The organism is Sphaerimonospora mesophila, assembly GCF_001417795.1.
GTDB lineage: Bacteria > Actinomycetota > Actinomycetes > Streptosporangiales > Streptosporangiaceae > Sphaerimonospora > Sphaerimonospora mesophila.
The window spans coordinates 30,221-44,703 of record NZ_BCBX01000032.1 but is presented as its reverse complement, the minus strand read 5'-3'; the positions used below and the strand labels follow the sequence as shown (position 1 = coordinate 44,703).

The 14,483-nt window shown below is 66.3% G+C and carries 15 protein-coding genes; 10 read left to right on the top strand and 5 right to left on the bottom strand.

The annotated features are described in order from the left end of the window. Positions 1-25 precede the first annotated feature (25 nt). The 9 genes from AP234_RS07855 to AP234_RS07815 all read left to right on the top strand — a co-directional run bounded on the left by AP234_RS07855 (position 26) and on the right by AP234_RS07815 (position 9,729). A complete protein-coding gene (locus tag AP234_RS07855; RefSeq protein WP_160330388.1) occupies positions 26-1,699 on the top strand; it encodes a fatty acyl-AMP ligase in 1,674 nt (557 codons plus the stop codon). Next, positions 1,696-3,381, top strand: coding sequence for an acyl-CoA dehydrogenase family protein (locus tag AP234_RS07850; RefSeq protein WP_055478927.1), 1,686 nt, complete (start codon positions 1,696-1,698; stop codon positions 3,379-3,381). Before AP234_RS07855 ends, AP234_RS07850 begins: the two co-directional genes overlap by 4 nt. Next, complete coding sequence (locus tag AP234_RS07845) at positions 3,378-5,171, top strand: acyl-CoA dehydrogenase (protein ID WP_055478926.1); 1,794 nt, start codon at positions 3,378-3,380, stop codon at positions 5,169-5,171. Before AP234_RS07850 ends, AP234_RS07845 begins: the two co-directional genes overlap by 4 nt. Further along, positions 5,168-5,428 carry an acyl carrier protein gene (locus AP234_RS07840; protein WP_055478925.1) on the top strand — a complete coding sequence of 87 codons (261 nt, stop codon included), beginning with the start codon at positions 5,168-5,170 and terminating at the stop codon, positions 5,426-5,428. Before AP234_RS07845 ends, AP234_RS07840 begins: the two co-directional genes overlap by 4 nt. A gap of 274 nt (positions 5,429-5,702) precedes the next feature. Next, entirely contained in the window at positions 5,703-6,302 is a 600-nt protein-coding gene (locus AP234_RS07835; RefSeq protein WP_063842839.1) for a TetR/AcrR family transcriptional regulator, read from the top strand. 1 nt (position 6,303) lies between these two features. Then, entirely contained in the window at positions 6,304-6,663 is a 360-nt protein-coding gene (locus tag AP234_RS07830) for a DoxX family protein (RefSeq protein ID WP_083501896.1), read from the top strand. A gap of 45 nt (positions 6,664-6,708) precedes the next feature. Further along, positions 6,709-8,319 (top strand): AMP-binding protein, encoded by a 1,611-nt coding sequence (locus AP234_RS07825; RefSeq protein WP_152990295.1) that lies wholly within the window; start codon positions 6,709-6,711, stop codon positions 8,317-8,319. 232 nt (positions 8,320-8,551) lie between these two features. Then, positions 8,552-9,208: a hypothetical protein gene (locus AP234_RS07820; protein WP_152990294.1), complete on the top strand. Its 657-nt coding sequence runs from the start codon at positions 8,552-8,554 to the stop codon at positions 9,206-9,208. Between the two features lie 2 nt (positions 9,209-9,210). After that, positions 9,211-9,729 carry a hypothetical protein gene (locus tag AP234_RS07815; RefSeq protein WP_055478921.1) on the top strand — a complete coding sequence of 173 codons (519 nt, stop codon included), beginning with the start codon at positions 9,211-9,213 and terminating at the stop codon, positions 9,727-9,729. 163 nt (positions 9,730-9,892) lie between these two features. Here the strand turns inward: AP234_RS07815 and AP234_RS07810 are convergent, their stop codons facing one another. Together AP234_RS07810 and AP234_RS07805 are read right to left on the bottom strand one after the other, a co-directional pair. Continuing rightward, positions 9,893-10,423 (bottom strand): hypothetical protein, encoded by a 531-nt coding sequence (locus tag AP234_RS07810; RefSeq protein WP_055478920.1) that lies wholly within the window; start codon positions 10,421-10,423, stop codon positions 9,893-9,895. A 313-nt stretch (positions 10,424-10,736) separates the two neighbouring features. Beyond that, complete coding sequence (locus tag AP234_RS07805) at positions 10,737-11,183, bottom strand: hypothetical protein (protein ID WP_055478919.1); 447 nt, start codon at positions 11,181-11,183, stop codon at positions 10,737-10,739. Between AP234_RS07805 and cpt the strand changes: the two genes are divergently transcribed. Then, on the top strand, positions 11,182-12,108 hold the full coding sequence (gene cpt, locus AP234_RS38440) for a chloramphenicol phosphotransferase CPT (RefSeq protein WP_235558068.1): 927 nt from the start codon (positions 11,182-11,184) through the stop codon (positions 12,106-12,108). The two genes, AP234_RS07805 and cpt, sit on opposite strands and share 2 nt — an antisense overlap. A 69-nt stretch (positions 12,109-12,177) precedes the next feature. Here the strand turns inward: cpt and AP234_RS07795 are convergent, their stop codons facing one another. The 3 genes from AP234_RS07795 to AP234_RS37840 are packed head-to-tail and all read right to left on the bottom strand — an operon-like array spanning position 12,178 to position 14,296. Continuing rightward, on the bottom strand, positions 12,178-13,026 hold the full coding sequence (locus AP234_RS07795) for an aminoglycoside phosphotransferase family protein (RefSeq protein ID WP_055478918.1): 849 nt from the start codon (positions 13,024-13,026) through the stop codon (positions 12,178-12,180). A gap of 59 nt (positions 13,027-13,085) precedes the next feature. Next, positions 13,086-14,003: an ISAs1 family transposase gene (locus AP234_RS07790; RefSeq protein ID WP_200926287.1), complete on the bottom strand. Its 918-nt coding sequence runs from the start codon at positions 14,001-14,003 to the stop codon at positions 13,086-13,088. Continuing rightward, a complete protein-coding gene (locus tag AP234_RS37840) occupies positions 13,988-14,296 on the bottom strand; it encodes a transposase family protein (RefSeq protein ID WP_200926286.1) in 309 nt (102 codons plus the stop codon). The genes AP234_RS07790 and AP234_RS37840 overlap by 16 nt, the downstream gene beginning before the upstream one ends. Positions 14,297-14,483: the final 187 nt, after the last annotated feature.

Below are 14,483 nucleotides of genomic sequence, written 5' to 3'. Positions count from 1 at the left end.
GGCGTCGTCAACGATGCTCGACGTGATGAATCGCAGTGCGCGACAGGCGGGCGGAGCCGGCGCACGCTTTCACCAGTCGCCTAAGGACTCCACATTCCTCTCGTACGCCGACCTCGACCGGCAGGGGCGGCATGAAGCGGTGCTGCTACGGCTGGCGGGGCTCGAGCCCGGGGACCGGATCGTATTGGCCTTCCGCCCCGGCCTGGACTTCCTTCGCGCGGTGTACGCGGCGATGTACGCCGGAGTCGTTCTGATACCCGCCCCCATGACGGTGTCGCACAGCATCGAGACCGTACGCCAACGCATTCTTTCGATCGCCGCGGATTCCGGCGCCAGACATGTTCTCAGTACCGGCGACCTGGCGGACGGCCTGGGCGATCTCGGGCCGGACATCTCTACGGTGATCCTCTCCGACTCGGGCGGGAGTTCACTGGCGGACGATTGGCGGCATCCGGGGACCCGCGCCGACGACATCGCGTTGATCCAATACACCTCCGGTTCGACCCGGGCGCCGAAGGGCGTGGCGATCACCCACGAGAATCTGGTGGTCAACCATCAATGCATTTACACCGTGATGGACTACCACCCCGATTCGATACTGCTCGGCTGGCTGCCCCACTACCACGACATGGGCTTCAGCCTCTACATGCAGCCGATCTTCGGCGGCTTCGACCTGGTCGCCACGACTCCGGCCCAGTTCCTCCGGCGACCGGTTCTCTGGCTGCAACTGATAACGCGCTACGGGGCCACGTCGACCGTCGCTCCTGATTTCGCCTACAACCTGTGCGCCCGGCTGGTGACGGACGCGCAACTGGCGACGCTCGACCTGTCTTCCCTGAGAACGGTCATCACGGGCGCCGAGCCGGTACGAGCGCGGACCCTGAACGATTTCGCCGCCCGCTTCGCCTCGGCCGGCTTCGACCCGGGTGCCTTCGTGCCCGCCTACGGAATGGCGGAGGCGACGGTGTTCATCAGCGCCAAGCGGTCGCGGCTTCCGGTCGTCCCGTTGGCGGTGGACGCCGATGCGCTCGAACAGGGGGCGGTGCGACCCGCCGGCGAGGGCAGATCTCTCGACGTCGTGCCGTGCGGGCCGCCTGCCCCGGGACACGATGTCGTGATCATCGATCCGAATACCGGCACGCCCTCGCCGGGTGACCGCGTGGGCGAGATCTGGGTGCGGGGTCCGAGCGTGGCGCGGGGGTACTGGGAACAGCCCGAGGAGACCGCCAAGAAGTTCAGGGCCGAGCTCGCGGAGGACCGGCGTGAATACCTGCGAACGGGCGACCTCGGCTTCTTGTCGGCGGGAGAGGTGGTCATCACCGGCCGGATGAGCGACGTCATCAATGTCCGCGGACGCAACGTCTACCCGAGCGACCTGGAAAATGCCGTATCCAACGAGATCGCTTCCCACATCGACCCCGTGAGCGCCGCCTTCGAATGGGCCGATGACGTGGTGGTGGTCGTCGTCGAGGCCGGGCCGCGAACGGCGGACGCGGTGGCGGTCGCCGAAGACGTTCGCCGCAGGCTCGCCGAGAAGTTCTCCCTCGAACCACTCGGTCTGGTCATCGTGCGACGAGGGAGCATTCCGCGCACGTCCAGTGGCAAGGTGAGACGCAAGGCGACGCGCGATCTGCTCGCGGCCGGCGAGCTCCCTGTCGTCTTCTCCACCGGCCTGCGCCTGGAAGCCGGCGAGTCGTGAGCAAAACGTTCCTCCGCGCGGCCGTTATCGACGAATATCTCGGGGACCCCGAAGATCCGCGGGCACATATCCGCGGCAAGGACGTGGTGTCGGCCGATGAAGCGGCGGTCTTTCCAGCGGAGACCGTCGACGCGCTCAACGAGTGGGGCCTGCAACGCGCCTATGTCCCGACCCTGTTCGGCGGCGAGCTGCACGATCTGCTGCTGACAATGTTGCTGACAAGGCATGTGGCCAGGCGCGACCTCACCGCCGCCGTGGCACACGGCAAGACCTTCCTCGGTGCGCTCTGCGCCTGGTTGGCGGGAGGGGACATCGCCCACCGCATGGCGTCCATCGTCGACTCCGGGGCCGCCGTGTCCTGGGGGTTGACGGAATCCGGGCGCGGATCCGATCTGCTCCGTACGCGGACCCACTGCACGACCGACGGCCCGACGCGGTTGCACGGTGGGAAGTGGCCCGTGAACAACGCCACACGCGGGCGCGCCATGTGCGTCCTCGTCCGTACCCGGACAGAGCTGAGCCCGCGTTCGCTCTCCCTCGTTCTCGCGGACAAGGAGGAGATCGATCTCCGGCGGGTGAGCTACCGGCCGAAGGTTCACACGCACGGCATCAAGGGTGCTGACATCAGCGGAATCGACTGGGACGGGGTGCCGCTCCCGGCCGACAGGTTCATCGGCGAGCCGGGGCAGGGCCTCGAACTGGTGTTGAAAGCCCTTCAGATCACCAGACCGGTCTGCACGGCACTGTCGATGGGTGGCGCTGACACCGCGGTCGCGACCGTGCTCACGTTCCTGTCCGACCGGCGACTGTACGGACGCAGGCTCGTGAATCTGCCCGGAGCGACCGCGGACGCCGGTGCGATCGTCGCCGACGCGCTCATCGCCGAGGCCACCGCCATGGTGGGGGCACGGCATGTGACCGCGTACCCCGAGGAAATGGGGCTCGTCAGCGCCCTCGTCAAGTACATCGTGCCCGCGACGGTCGATGCGCTCTTCCGCAACGCGACCCGGTTCCTCGGCGCCCGATCACAGCTCATCGGACCGGCACACGCCGGGGTTTTCCAGAAGGCGGCGCGCGACAACCGCGTGGTGGGCATCTTCGACGGGAACTCAGTCGTCAATCTGAACGCGATCATCAATGAGTTCGGCGCGATCGCGAGAGGGGCGCGGCGGGAGATCGGCGATCTTCCACCGCTCGCGGCGCTCGATCCCGGCGTCGAGTCCCCCGGGCTGGACTTCGGGCGCCTCCGGTTGCACACGAAGGCGGGATCGACCCTGCTCCGTGCGATCCCGTCGCTCGCATCGACCGCGCGGCGGAACGCATCGCCGGAACTGGCCCGTGCGATCGAGGTGTTCCGGGACGCCGCCGCCGAGGTGTCGGGAGAGGTTTCCGGAGCCGGTACGACGGCGAAGCCCGGGGCCGCGCACTTCGAGCTGGCCCAACTCGTGGCCGAGACGTTCGCGGGCGCGTGCTGCCTGCTCGTTCGTACCGGAAACACCGCCTCCTCATCCCTCGCACGGGACGACACCTGGGCCGTCGCCGCGCTGGGAAGGGTATGCGAGCGGCTCGGGCGTCCCCTCCCGGACACGACCTCCGCATGCCGGGCCCTGGCCGGGCAGGCGCTCGAGAGTAACCGGCGTGGCGAGCCCACCACACTATTCGAAGGTTGGTACGCCGCATGAGCCGGACAACGGCCGAACCGCCCGCGGGGCTGGAGGAACTGTTCGGAGATCCCCTCTCGCCGGACGGCGCATTCACTTACGAGTCCATCTTGGCGGCGGACGCCCAGCGGCGATTGGTGGAGCCCGCCGAGACGCTCCTGAACCAGTGGGGCTTCGGGGCCGAGCTCGTGCCCGTGCATCTCGGTGGGCGGTGGAGATCCACCGAAGACCTTGTGCGACGCCTGCTGCCGATATTCCGGCGCGACCTCGCCCTTGGTCTGGGGCACGGCATCACCACGTTCATGGCCGCGGTCAACGTGTGGCTTCGCGGCGATGAGCGGAGCCGGCACGACCTCGCGGCCCGGCTGCTGAGGGGTGAGCGGGTCGCGGTGTGCTTCCATGAACTGGCGCACGGCAACGACCTGCTGCAAAACGATTGCACCGCGACACTCGTGGAAGACGGGCCGGTCCGCGGCTGGCGGGTCGACGGCGCGAAAGAGGTCATCAACAACGTCGAACGCGCCGAGTCGGCGCTGATATTCGCGCGCACGTCGGATGAGCCGGGTCCCCGATCCTTCAGTCTGCTGCTGTGGAACAAGGACGCCTCTCTGGCCGGCGGCGCGGACACCGGCCGCCGCGTTCTGACGGCAGGCGTACGAGGCTGCCGGCTCGGAGTGATCGAGTTCGACCGGCTCGTCGTTCCGGAGGATGCGCTGATCGGCGACGTCGGCGACGGCGCCGCCACCGCTCTGCGCGCTTTTCAGATCACGCGGCCGGTCGTCTCCGCGCTCGCCGTGGGAACCCTCGATGCCGCGACGAGGTTGGCGGTGCCGTACATGCGCGGCCGCGCTCTGTACGGGGACAGGGTGTGGGACCTTCCACACGCCCGGCTGCTCCTGACCCGGGCCTGGGCGGCGCTGCTCGTCGCGGACGCGTTCGCGAGGACGGCGGTGCGGGCCTTACATGTCCGTCCAGACGAGTCCTATCTGCTGAGCGCCGCCGCGAAGTACCTCGTACCGAAGCTGTTGAACGACGCGATGTACGACCTCAGTGTTCTCTTCGGCTCCAGCTTCTACACGGTGACGTCCCCGTACGGCATCTTCGAAAAATGGTTCCGGGATCTCGAGATCCTGCCGATCGGCCACGCCGGCTCGACGTCATGCCTGCTCAGCCTGATTCCGTACCTGCCGACCTGGGCACGCCGTTCCAGGAAATCGGCGCCCTATGAGGCCGCGCTGTTCGCGGCTTCGGCCGACCTGGGTGAACTTCCGTTCGCCGAACTGCGCCTCGGTGCGGGCCGCTTCGATTCGGTCACCGCGCCGCTCCGCGATGAGGCGATCACGTCGGCCCTGTGCTCGGCGCATCCGTCCGTCGCCCGTCTGGTCGACCGGTGGGTCGACGAGCTCACGGCACTGCAGGACGCCGCGGCCGCACTCAGCCCCGCTTCGCTCCGGTCGGATGCCTCGCCGGAGGCGTTCGACCTGGCACGACGTCTGACCGGCGTCATGGCCGTCGGCGCGCTCCTCGGCAGTTGGCACGAGGGCCGGGTGCGGGAGACCAGCCCGTTCAGCCGATCCCCCGTGGCCGTCGAGACGGCGCTACTCAGAATCTCCGAGTTGCTCAGGCCGGCCGCGTCCGACTCCAGCGTGCCCGTTCCCCGATCGGCTCCGTCACGGGTGCGCTGGCCTCAACACCTGGCCGACGCCGCAGCGGCTCACATAGCTTCCGCGACCGACGCAGGTCTCAGCCTCGGCGTCGAAGAGCTCGTGACGACCCGTCCCTCCCACAGTTCGCACGAGAGGAACCCATGACCATAGAAGCGCTGACAGTCGTCACCCTGGAAAGGTGGCTCAGGGACCGGGTCGCGGCATACGGAGAGCTCGCCCCCGACGCCTTCACCGTGGACACGCCCCTGACCGAGCTGGGATTCAACTCGGTTTACGCCCTGACCATATGCGGCGACATCGAGGACACGTTCGACATCGACGTCGACCCCACCGTCGTCTGGGACAACCCGACCATTCGCCGGCTTGCCGCCGCGTTGTACGCGGTCATCAAGAAGGAGTGATCGTGTTCGTGTCACACGGTGACTGGCGTGTTTCCCTTACGCCCATGAGTTTTGCGGATTCGACCTGTCCGGGCATCCATCCTGGCCCCCGCTCTCGATTAGAACGCTCCCTGATGGATTATTGGGGGCACCGGGCCGTCCGAAAAGGCAGCCGACGGCGTCCATATGCGGGCGGAAAAGCATGCGACCACCGCGGCTTGACTCGGATCCAGCGCCCCACTAGCGTGATGAAAATGTTCAGTGAACACGTTCACCATGCTTCGGGGTGGCCTTAATGGCATCACGTGACGAACTCCGCCGAGCCACGCAGGCGAAGATTTCGCTCGCCGCCGAGCGACTCTTCTGTGAACGAGGCTACAAAGGCACCACCATCCGTGACATCGCCGCCGCCGCGGGCGTGAGCACCGGGTCGGTGATGATGCTGGGAGACAAGCGCACCCTGTTGATCGCGATGTTCGACAGATCTATCGCGGAAATCCATCGACGCCGGATGCCCCAAGCCCCATCACAGGAACCACCCGAAGGTACGGCTACGAGCACCGTCGACCGGCTGACCGAGCTTTTGAAGCCCTTTCTGGAAATCTTCGCGACTCAATCGGAGCTGTCCCGTGAGTACGCGTCCGCACTTGTCAGCGGGAATCACACGTCGGTGGTGTTCAAAGACCTGGGGGCCGCCCTCAGAGCGGAGATCGAAACTGTGCTGACCGAGGAGGGAATGGACTCGACCAGCGCTTCCCTAGCCACACAGACCATCTATCTGTCCTATCTCGGGACCCTTTTCGCATGGGCCGGAAAAAGCGGATCCGACATTTCCGAGCCACTCCGGAAACTACGCATGATCATCTCTTTCGTAACCGCACCAAAGGAGGCATAAGTTGAGCGAGACCCCAGACCCGTCCTGGTTGGTTTTAATACTGGCGGGCTTGCTGTTCATGGACGCGGCGATGTCGGTGCGTCCGCCGAAGTTCATTCGAGACTGCCTCAACGGCGTCCACTTCCCACGCGAGTGGTGGTGGATCCTCATCGTGATCAAGCTGCTGGCGACCGCCGGTCTGATCGTCGGGATATGGGTACCCGGGGTCGCGTTCGCCGCCAACGTCGGGGTGATCGCGTACTTCCTCTGCGCGTCCGTGGCGCATATCCGGGCACGCTTTCTCCGGCAAGAGTTCTGGGTCAACTGCCTCGGCTTCCTGGCCGTGTCGGTCCTGGTTCTCGTCTTCGCATTCTTCGTGTGACGAGTCGCTGTTCAGGCACAGACAGGAGGGTGGAGGGCAGTGTCCGTGCTTCCTCCCCGGAATATCGGTCTGCTCTTTGACTGGCATGCGGCCAAGTCTCGGACGACCGAGCTTCACCTCGACCGGCCGTTCGACATCGACCCGGACGGCGGCTTGATCTACGATGCGGCCGCCCTCGCGCGTCTGGTCGGGGAGATGTCGGCCTGCTGGTATGCGGCCGGTGTCCGCCGCGGAGATCGCGTCGTGGTCATCAAGCGGAATCACTTCGACGTGATCGTCCTGTCCGCCGCGGCGGCGCGGATAGGGGCGGTAGCGGCGACGATCGCCGAGGCCAACCCTCCTGCGCACCTCTTCGAGATGCTGCGGAGGCTGCGCCCGATGGCGACCGTGATCTCATCGAAGGCGATGCGGGAAGCCCGGCGCCAAGGTATCGATCTCGGGGCGTTCGGGCGAACCATCCTCCTCGACGAGGATCACGGGGCTCGCGCCGGACGGGTGACTCTGGACGAGCTACGCGGAGCATCCGTACCGGCACCCGACATCCGGCCGGACGGCGAGCCGATGATGATCACCCACACCTCCGGGACGACGAGTACGCCGAAGCTCGTCGTGCATACGGCCGACTCCAATCGAGCGGGGACCAGGCTGGAGCTCCTTCCCCTGCCGTTCGCGGTCAGCCGCCGCGACGACGTGTGCCTCAGCTCGATAGCGTTCGCTCATTCGCGCGCGTACACCTGGGCCGCCGCGCAGTTTCGGTGGGCGCCACGCCGCCTCGTGATCGCCAGCAGTCACGCGGTCGCCGATGTCGAGCGCGTCTTCGAGTCACAGCGGCCGACGACGGTCGAGGCGATGCCGAACGTGTTCCAGCATTGGCTTCCCCTCATCCGGCGCCGGCCGCACCTGTTCGCGCAGGTGCGGTACTACATGAACACGTTCGACATCATGCACCCTTCGATCGCGCGTCCGTTCATGCAGGCGTCGAAGCGGCGTAACGTGCTCTGGGCGCACAGCTGGGGACAGAGCGAGGTCGGCCCCATCGCCGGGCTCCCGTACTCCCGCAGAAAACTCAACCGGCTCGCCGGTTCCACCCGGGACAACATGAACCTCATGGGCTGGGTGTGGCCAGGGCTGATGCGGGCCAAGGTGGTCGATCCCGACACCGGCCGCCGCCTGCGCGCCGGTGAGGTCGGTGTCGTGATGGTCAAGACCAAGTCCCTGTGCGTCGACTACCTCGGCGAGACGGATCGCTATCGGGCCGAACGGTCGGGCGAGTGGTGGAACACCGGGGACATCGGCTTCAAGGACGCGCTGGGCAGGATCCACTTTCTGGACCGGGCGGTCGACGCGGTGCCGGGAGGAAGCGCCACCGAGATCGAGAGCGTCCTTCTGCAGCGCATAGACAACGCGCTCGAGGTCATCGTTCTCACGCGAGGAGAGCTTCCCCCGCTGCCTGTCATCAGCACGGAAGACAACAAGCTCGCCGCCGAGGACTGGTCACGCGCCACACGTGGGCTGCCTCAACTGGGCAAGCCCGTTCTCGTCCCCTGGGAGGAGCTACCGCTGACGTCGACCTGGAAGGTCCGCCGCAAGGAACTCCGCGAGAAGGTGTTCGCCGAGACGGCCGACCGGACGGTACTTGAGGAGAGATCGGCGTGACCGCGGTCATGGACATCTGGCACGACTGAGGCGTTCAACAATGGATATTTACGCACGCGCTCTGGAGCAGACTCTGCTCCGCGTCCCTTACAACAGCGCAACCCAATATCATCGGTATTTCGGCGATGGCCCGGCGGATCCCAGGTTCGGCGCCGCATGCATCATCCAGACGACCGATGTGGCGGAGCGAGCCGTGGCCCTCGGCGCTCCGGATCCGGTGTTTATCCAGGATATGCGACATGTGGGAGCGGTCTTCCACCACGACGGGGAGATCGTGGTCCTGGATCCGTACCTCCTGCACCGCGAACCCATCCGATTCACAAGGGAAGAAGTCGAGTCCGGGGAAGCCACCATAAACGTGCCGGCCGCACCCCTTCGCCGCGATCGCACCGGAGCACCGCGGGACGGGCGGCTGCACGCCAGGTACAAGAAGAACCACAACGGCTATGTGATCAGGCTCGACTACTCCAAGTACAGTCCGGCGAAAGACCGGTACGTCGTCAGCAGGCACTTCTCGCTCCGCTCGGGCGAGGTCTTCAATCTGCGGGAATTCACCGAGGACCTGCGTGCGCTGATGACTCATCCGGAGCAGACCAGCGTGTCGATACGGGCCGTGCTGTCGGGGATGACACGCACCGCCGAGGCGATCATTCCCTTACGTGGCTTCGCGAAGCGAACCTTCACCGCCGACGACATCTGGCTGCGCACCGGCGAGGGGGTCGTGTCGCGTAACTCGGAGCCCGCCTCACCGGCCGTCTGGGCCGACCTCGAAGACTCGCTCGGTCTGCCCCGGGCGGACATCGTGGACCACCTGGTCTCCGCCGCGGTGATATATCAGCGCATCGCAGATCCCGAACAAGAACTCGAACCATACCATCTGGAGAATTAGCAGTGCGGTTTGACCGGATCTTCATCGCAGGAACGATTCAGGGCTCGAATCGCGGGACGGACATCGAGGACCAGAGTTATCGCATCACGATCCCCGCGATGGTGGCCCGGTTCTTTCCCGGAGCGGAGTGCTTCGACCCGAGTGCCGACGTGGCCGAAAAGCTGGCGAACGCGTCGGTCGCGGCCCAGATCCGGTCTCTGCTCAGCGACACTCCTCCCGCCCTCGAGACGGCCTCACTCCCCGCCCAGCTCACCGAACTCAGGACGACCTTCCATGAAATGACCCGTGAGGTGGCGAAGTGCGACCTCTGCATCGCGTACCTTCCCGGTCACACACCGAGCATGGGAACGGCGATGGAAATGTACGCCGCCTACCTCAGCGATGTGCCGATCGTGACCGTGACCGACATGGTCGCGAACCTCGCCGTGGTCTCGGTGTCGACGTGGATCCTGCGCGACCTCGAAGTCCTCGAAGAATGGCTGGCCCAGCGGTCCCCGTCGAAGGGCGGAATCCCGGCATGACACGTCGCGTTCGACAGTCGGTCTTCCCGCTCATCCGCTCCGCCCAAGAGCCGGGCAGCGCCGATCAGTGGGCACGAGGGTCCACATGATCACCGCCAGGCCGGCCCGGGAGAGATCCTCATGGAGCCAGCGGTGCGCACGGCGTGGAGACGGTGCCCCGGCATCAGGTGATGGTGAGCGTCGTCGCCCCGGTCGCGTTCGTGAAGCCGGTGGTGAGGCACTGCAGCAGCCCTGGTTGCGGAAGCGGGATGACCTCTAGCGCGCTCCTGCCTTGGAACCGGCCCTGGATGACCTTGCCGGTGACCACGGTGACGATCTGGCCGGCCACGGCGGTGGTGCTGCCTTTCCCCTCGATCACACTGGTGTCGCCCGTGTTCCACGTAAAGGTCCGCTGGCCCTGGAATCCGTCGAGGAGGTCGTTGCAACTGATGGAGATGGTGAGCTGATTCCCGTAGGAGCCGCTCGTCACCTCACCCGCGCCGTCGATGCACGAGCTGAACCGCCCGTTGACGGTCATGTCGACATCCCGCGTCTCGAAGATGATCCCCGGGTTGTAGGTGACGGTCTCGGTGCCCTGGCACTGCAGCAGCGTGAGTGGCTGCGCATGGGCGGTGCCCGTCGACAGCACACTCCCGCCGAGTACGGCAACGGCTGCCAGGGCCAGGGAACGCACGATTGATCTGCTGCCGGTCATGAGCGGTCTCCTCTGTGTGAGCGTGCTGAACCTGCCTGAACCGCTCATGAGACGCACAGCCGGAGCCACGCGATTACCGAACGTGAGGTTGTGGCCAAGAACGGCCAACGCGACGTCTATCGCCTCCGATGGCCCAAGGTCAGCCCCGTTGGCCCGATCAGAGCGGTCGAGGCAGCCTGATTAATAGAACCGGAGAGCTAACCAAAAGCCGTTCCTCTCAGTCTTGGACGGGCGATCTGCAGGAGCGGAACCAGTCGCCGGTTGTCGGAATCCGGTATTGGACCAGGCAGTGGTGAGAGAATATGGAGCCTGGTCAGACCCCTAGATCGGCCCGCATAGCCCGGCTCAACGCCCGGGACTTGCCAGCCCCGTCTAGCAATGATCCCCGCACGGCGGCGCTTATCCGCTTCTCGGTGACTAAGACATGCGCGATTCCGGCTTGCAACACCTCGGGGCTGCAGGTGATGAATAGCGGGTCAATCGTCTGGCGCCATTCCGCCTCTGCAGGGGTGATCACCTCTCGCGCACTGCTAGTGTCACGGCTGGCCTGCTCCAGGATGCGGATCAGCGTGTTCCACGCCGTCCAATAGGTGGCGTACGTTTCGCGGCGTTCCTGCCGCAGTTGCTGCTCAAGCTTGAACCGCCGCTCCTGCTCCGCGTTATGCATCTGCCATCTATGGCTGAGAGCGGTGGTGACGACTCCGATCGCTCCACCGCCGAGAGCCCCGGCCAGAGCGAACCACCCGCTCGTGTCTGCCATGCATCCTCCTGGTTCGGTTCCACAATGCGTCGAACGGAACTTCACCACAGGAAAACTTGTAACGGAATGGAAACGATCCGTGACCAGGTCTCCGTGCCGCTCAGAGAGCCGGAACAGACGGCAAGCCGACAACTTCCTGTCGGAATACGACCTGTGGATGCACGATCGCTACAGGCACCTGCTCACGGAGATCGTTCCGTCGTACGTCTACGCCTCGGAGGAGGCCGATCCCCAGGTCATCGGAGACGATCCGGATCCGGACCTGTGCGTCCTGGTCGATCCGCTCGACACGAGCGAGCTCGCCGTCCGAACCCTGTACGGCTACACCCACGTGCTGGTCTACTCATACGCCGTGACGATTCAGGTGATCGTGCTCAACGGCGGATCCAGCGCGGGCAAGTCCGAGATCGTCCGGCAACTGCAGGCTGTGCTGCCGCAACCCTGGCTTGCCTTTGGGGTCGACTCCCTCATTGAGGCGATGCCCCAATCCATGCAGGAATCGGACGCAGGAATCGAGTTCGCCCCTGATGGCGGAGTGTCTGTCGGGCCGGAGTTCATAGCGCTGCAAGCAGCATGGATGGAGGGCATTGCCGCGATGGTCCGTGCCGGAGCTCGGGTCATCATCGACGATCTCTTCCTCGGCGGAGCGGCTACCCAGCAGCGGTGGCAGCGTGTTCTCGACGGGCTGGACGTCCTATGGGTCGGCGTCATGTGTGACAGCGCGATCGCCGCCGAGCGCGAGAGATCTCGGGGAGACCGGATCGAGGGCATGGCCGTGGCGCAGGCGAAGGTGGTTCACGAAGGTGTGGTCTATGACCTGCGAGTGGACACCACGCGGACCGAGTCCCTGGACTGCGCGAAGATCATCGCCGATCACGTACGGCCATCCGGCGAACGCGCGGATGGCGCGTCAGCCACACCTTGATCGCCGCCGTCCTGTGAGTGCCCGTAGTTGCCGCAGATCAGGTGGACGTCCAGCTCAACGAGAACGGAATCAAAGGGGGTGCCACCTGCGGGCGCGGTCTCCTGTCATGAGGGAGGACAGCCGGTTGGACAACTCGGCGCGGGCGGCAGGGTTGTGCTCGGCACCGCGGATGAAGGCGCTCAGAGTGCGGACCTCACGGATCTCGGCCAGCAGGTCGAGGTTGGAATTGCCATTCGGGTGGATTCCATAGCCCGTACGGAACTTCCGCCATAAGGAGTGCGGGTAGCCGAAGCGGCGGGGGCGCAGGTAGATGGGCATGAAGTCGTACTCGGGCGGGCCGATGCCAACGGAGTCCCAGTCGATGAGCACCCACCCGTGATCGCGGTGTGGGAGCAGGTTGTTGGTGTGCGCGTCACCGTGCACGATCCCCTGCGACAACGTGGTGGCGAGCCGTACGAAGCCCTCCTCCAGTTCGGCACAGCGCGCGATCAACCAATTCCGCTCGCCTTCAGACAGGACGGTGGACGCGCTCGCGTCGGCAACCGTGTTCCCAACCGGGCGGATTGGGGGCAACGGGAACGGCGGCAGCGGATGACGGTGCAGCGCACGCAGCAGGCCGGCGAGGTGCTCGACGTTGGCCTGTCTGCCGTGGAGAGGCGGCAGGTACTCCCAGAAGGTCACGAGGTGGGCGCCGATGACGACGGGCTGGGCCACTTCAAGCGGCCGAAGCGCGGGGAAACCCTGATCCGCGAGCCAGGCGGCGGTCCGTACGGCAACGCGCATGCGTTCCAGCGCTGAGGCGTTGCGGACACGGGCGACCACGTTCTCCCGTAGCAGGTGATAGATCGCGTTGGCGTGGACGCGAAGCAGCCGGGCACCGTCGCAGGCGAGCCCGGCCTGCCGGCAGGCACCAGCCAACGCCGTCCTGTAGGGGGCGTCGACCGGCTCGGCACCACGACCTCCCCCATTGGGCAGGGTCATTGCGTTGTCGGGTAGGTGCTGGTCACGGCGGTGATGAGGTCGTGGGGGCGGCGGTTGGCGCGTCGGGTGGCGCGGGCGATGTTGGTGGCGCAGTTGGTGCGGTGGTAGCCGATCGCGGTGTTACGTAGCGTGGCGATGACGGCGGGTCCGGTGCCGGTCCGGGCCTGGTGGAGGTCTTCACGGAACGTCACGTCCCGGACGTGATGCACCATGTTCTCGATGTGCCAGTGGCGGCGGATCCAGTTCTGCAGGTCGGCGGGTTGGGCGTCGGCGGCGGGCAGTGACACGGTGAGGTAGCAGGTTTCGCGGCTGGTCTTGCCGTTGGTGATGCGGGTACGGGTGACCCGCATGGCCTGCTGGGCGTGCGGGAAGGCGATCCCGCCGGGGGTGGCGAGGGTGACGGCTTTGACGGTGCGGGTCTCGCGGCGGCCGTGCCCGCGGTCGCGGGTGCGGTCCCCGGCCGGGATCTGCGGCCAGGGCAGGGCTTTGAGCTGGGCGTGCAGGGTGGGCTGGTTGCCCTTGACCTGGATGAGCAGATGGGCGCCGCGTTCGGCGATCTCATGGGCGTGGCCGGTTTGTGTGTGCAGCGCGTCGGCGACGAACAGCACCCCGGTCAGGCCGCCCAGGACGGTTTCGACGGCGTCGAGCAGCGGCGCGAACGCCGGGATCTCATTGGACTTGGCGTCCACGGTGACCTGGGCCAGCACGATGCCGGTGCTGGTGTCCAGCGCGGACAGCAGGTGGATCTGACCGCCGCCGGGGCAGCGCGCGCCGCGTAGCGTCTTGCCGTCGACGGCGATCACCTTGCGGTAGCGGCGTGGCCGGGACGCGGCAGGCCGGGCGCGGGCACGCAGCCGGCCGGCCAGGGCGGTCACGAGCAGGCTGGTGTCCAGGCGGGTCAGCAGCCGCCACACCGTCTGCCCGCCGGTATGCCTCGGTGGAATCCCAGCCGGGTCTTGGCGTGTTCGTCCAGGTCGTGCAGCCAGTCGCTGATCGCGGCGAACGACGAGGCCCCGGCCAGTACCGCGCATACGGCGGCGGCCAGCAGAGCGCACAGCGGGTAGCGCACCCCACGCGGGTCACGCGGATCGGGGACCGCGGCCAAGGCGCGCAGCAGGTCGCCGTGTTCACCGTCGGTGACCGGAGTCGGCGGGGTGCCGCTGACGGCTGCCGTAACGGCGAGTGCGGGAATGAGGGACGATGTCATCGGCGGGTGAGGTCCTCACGGTGTCATGAAGCGTCGAGAACTCCATGATCACCGGTGTGATCTCACCCGCTTTGCTTGCTCCTACAGAGGCCGCTCACCCCACGGATCTCCAGCTCGGCGGCAGCGCCAACCGACTACGCAATCGCCCTGCCCCATTGGGGAGCACGATCACGTTCGAACGCGTCGC

What these genes read in the sequence shown, in the direction of transcription:
- AP234_RS07855 (WP_160330388.1), top strand. Translation starts at nt 26, where the DNA reads ATGAATCGCAGTGCGCGACAGGCGGGCGGAGCCGGCGCACGCTTTCAC.
- AP234_RS07845 (WP_055478926.1), top strand. Translation starts at nt 3,378, where the DNA reads ATGAGCCGGACAACGGCCGAACCGCCCGCGGGGCTGGAGGAACTGTTC.
- AP234_RS07840 (WP_055478925.1), top strand. Translation starts at nt 5,168, where the DNA reads ATGACCATAGAAGCGCTGACAGTCGTCACCCTGGAAAGGTGGCTCAGG.
- AP234_RS07835 (WP_063842839.1), top strand. Translation starts at nt 5,703, where the DNA reads ATGGCATCACGTGACGAACTCCGCCGAGCCACGCAGGCGAAGATTTCG.
- AP234_RS07820 (WP_152990294.1), top strand. Translation starts at nt 8,552, where the DNA reads ATGCGACATGTGGGAGCGGTCTTCCACCACGACGGGGAGATCGTGGTC.
- AP234_RS07810 (WP_055478920.1), bottom strand. Translation starts at nt 10,423, where the DNA reads ATGACCGGCAGCAGATCAATCGTGCGTTCCCTGGCCCTGGCAGCCGTT.
- cpt (WP_235558068.1), top strand. Translation starts at nt 11,182, where the DNA reads ATGCATCCTCCTGGTTCGGTTCCACAATGCGTCGAACGGAACTTCACC.
- AP234_RS07805 (WP_055478919.1), bottom strand. Translation starts at nt 11,183, where the DNA reads ATGGCAGACACGAGCGGGTGGTTCGCTCTGGCCGGGGCTCTCGGCGGT.
- AP234_RS37840 (WP_200926286.1), bottom strand. Translation starts at nt 14,296, where the DNA reads ATGACATCGTCCCTCATTCCCGCACTCGCCGTTACGGCAGCCGTCAGC.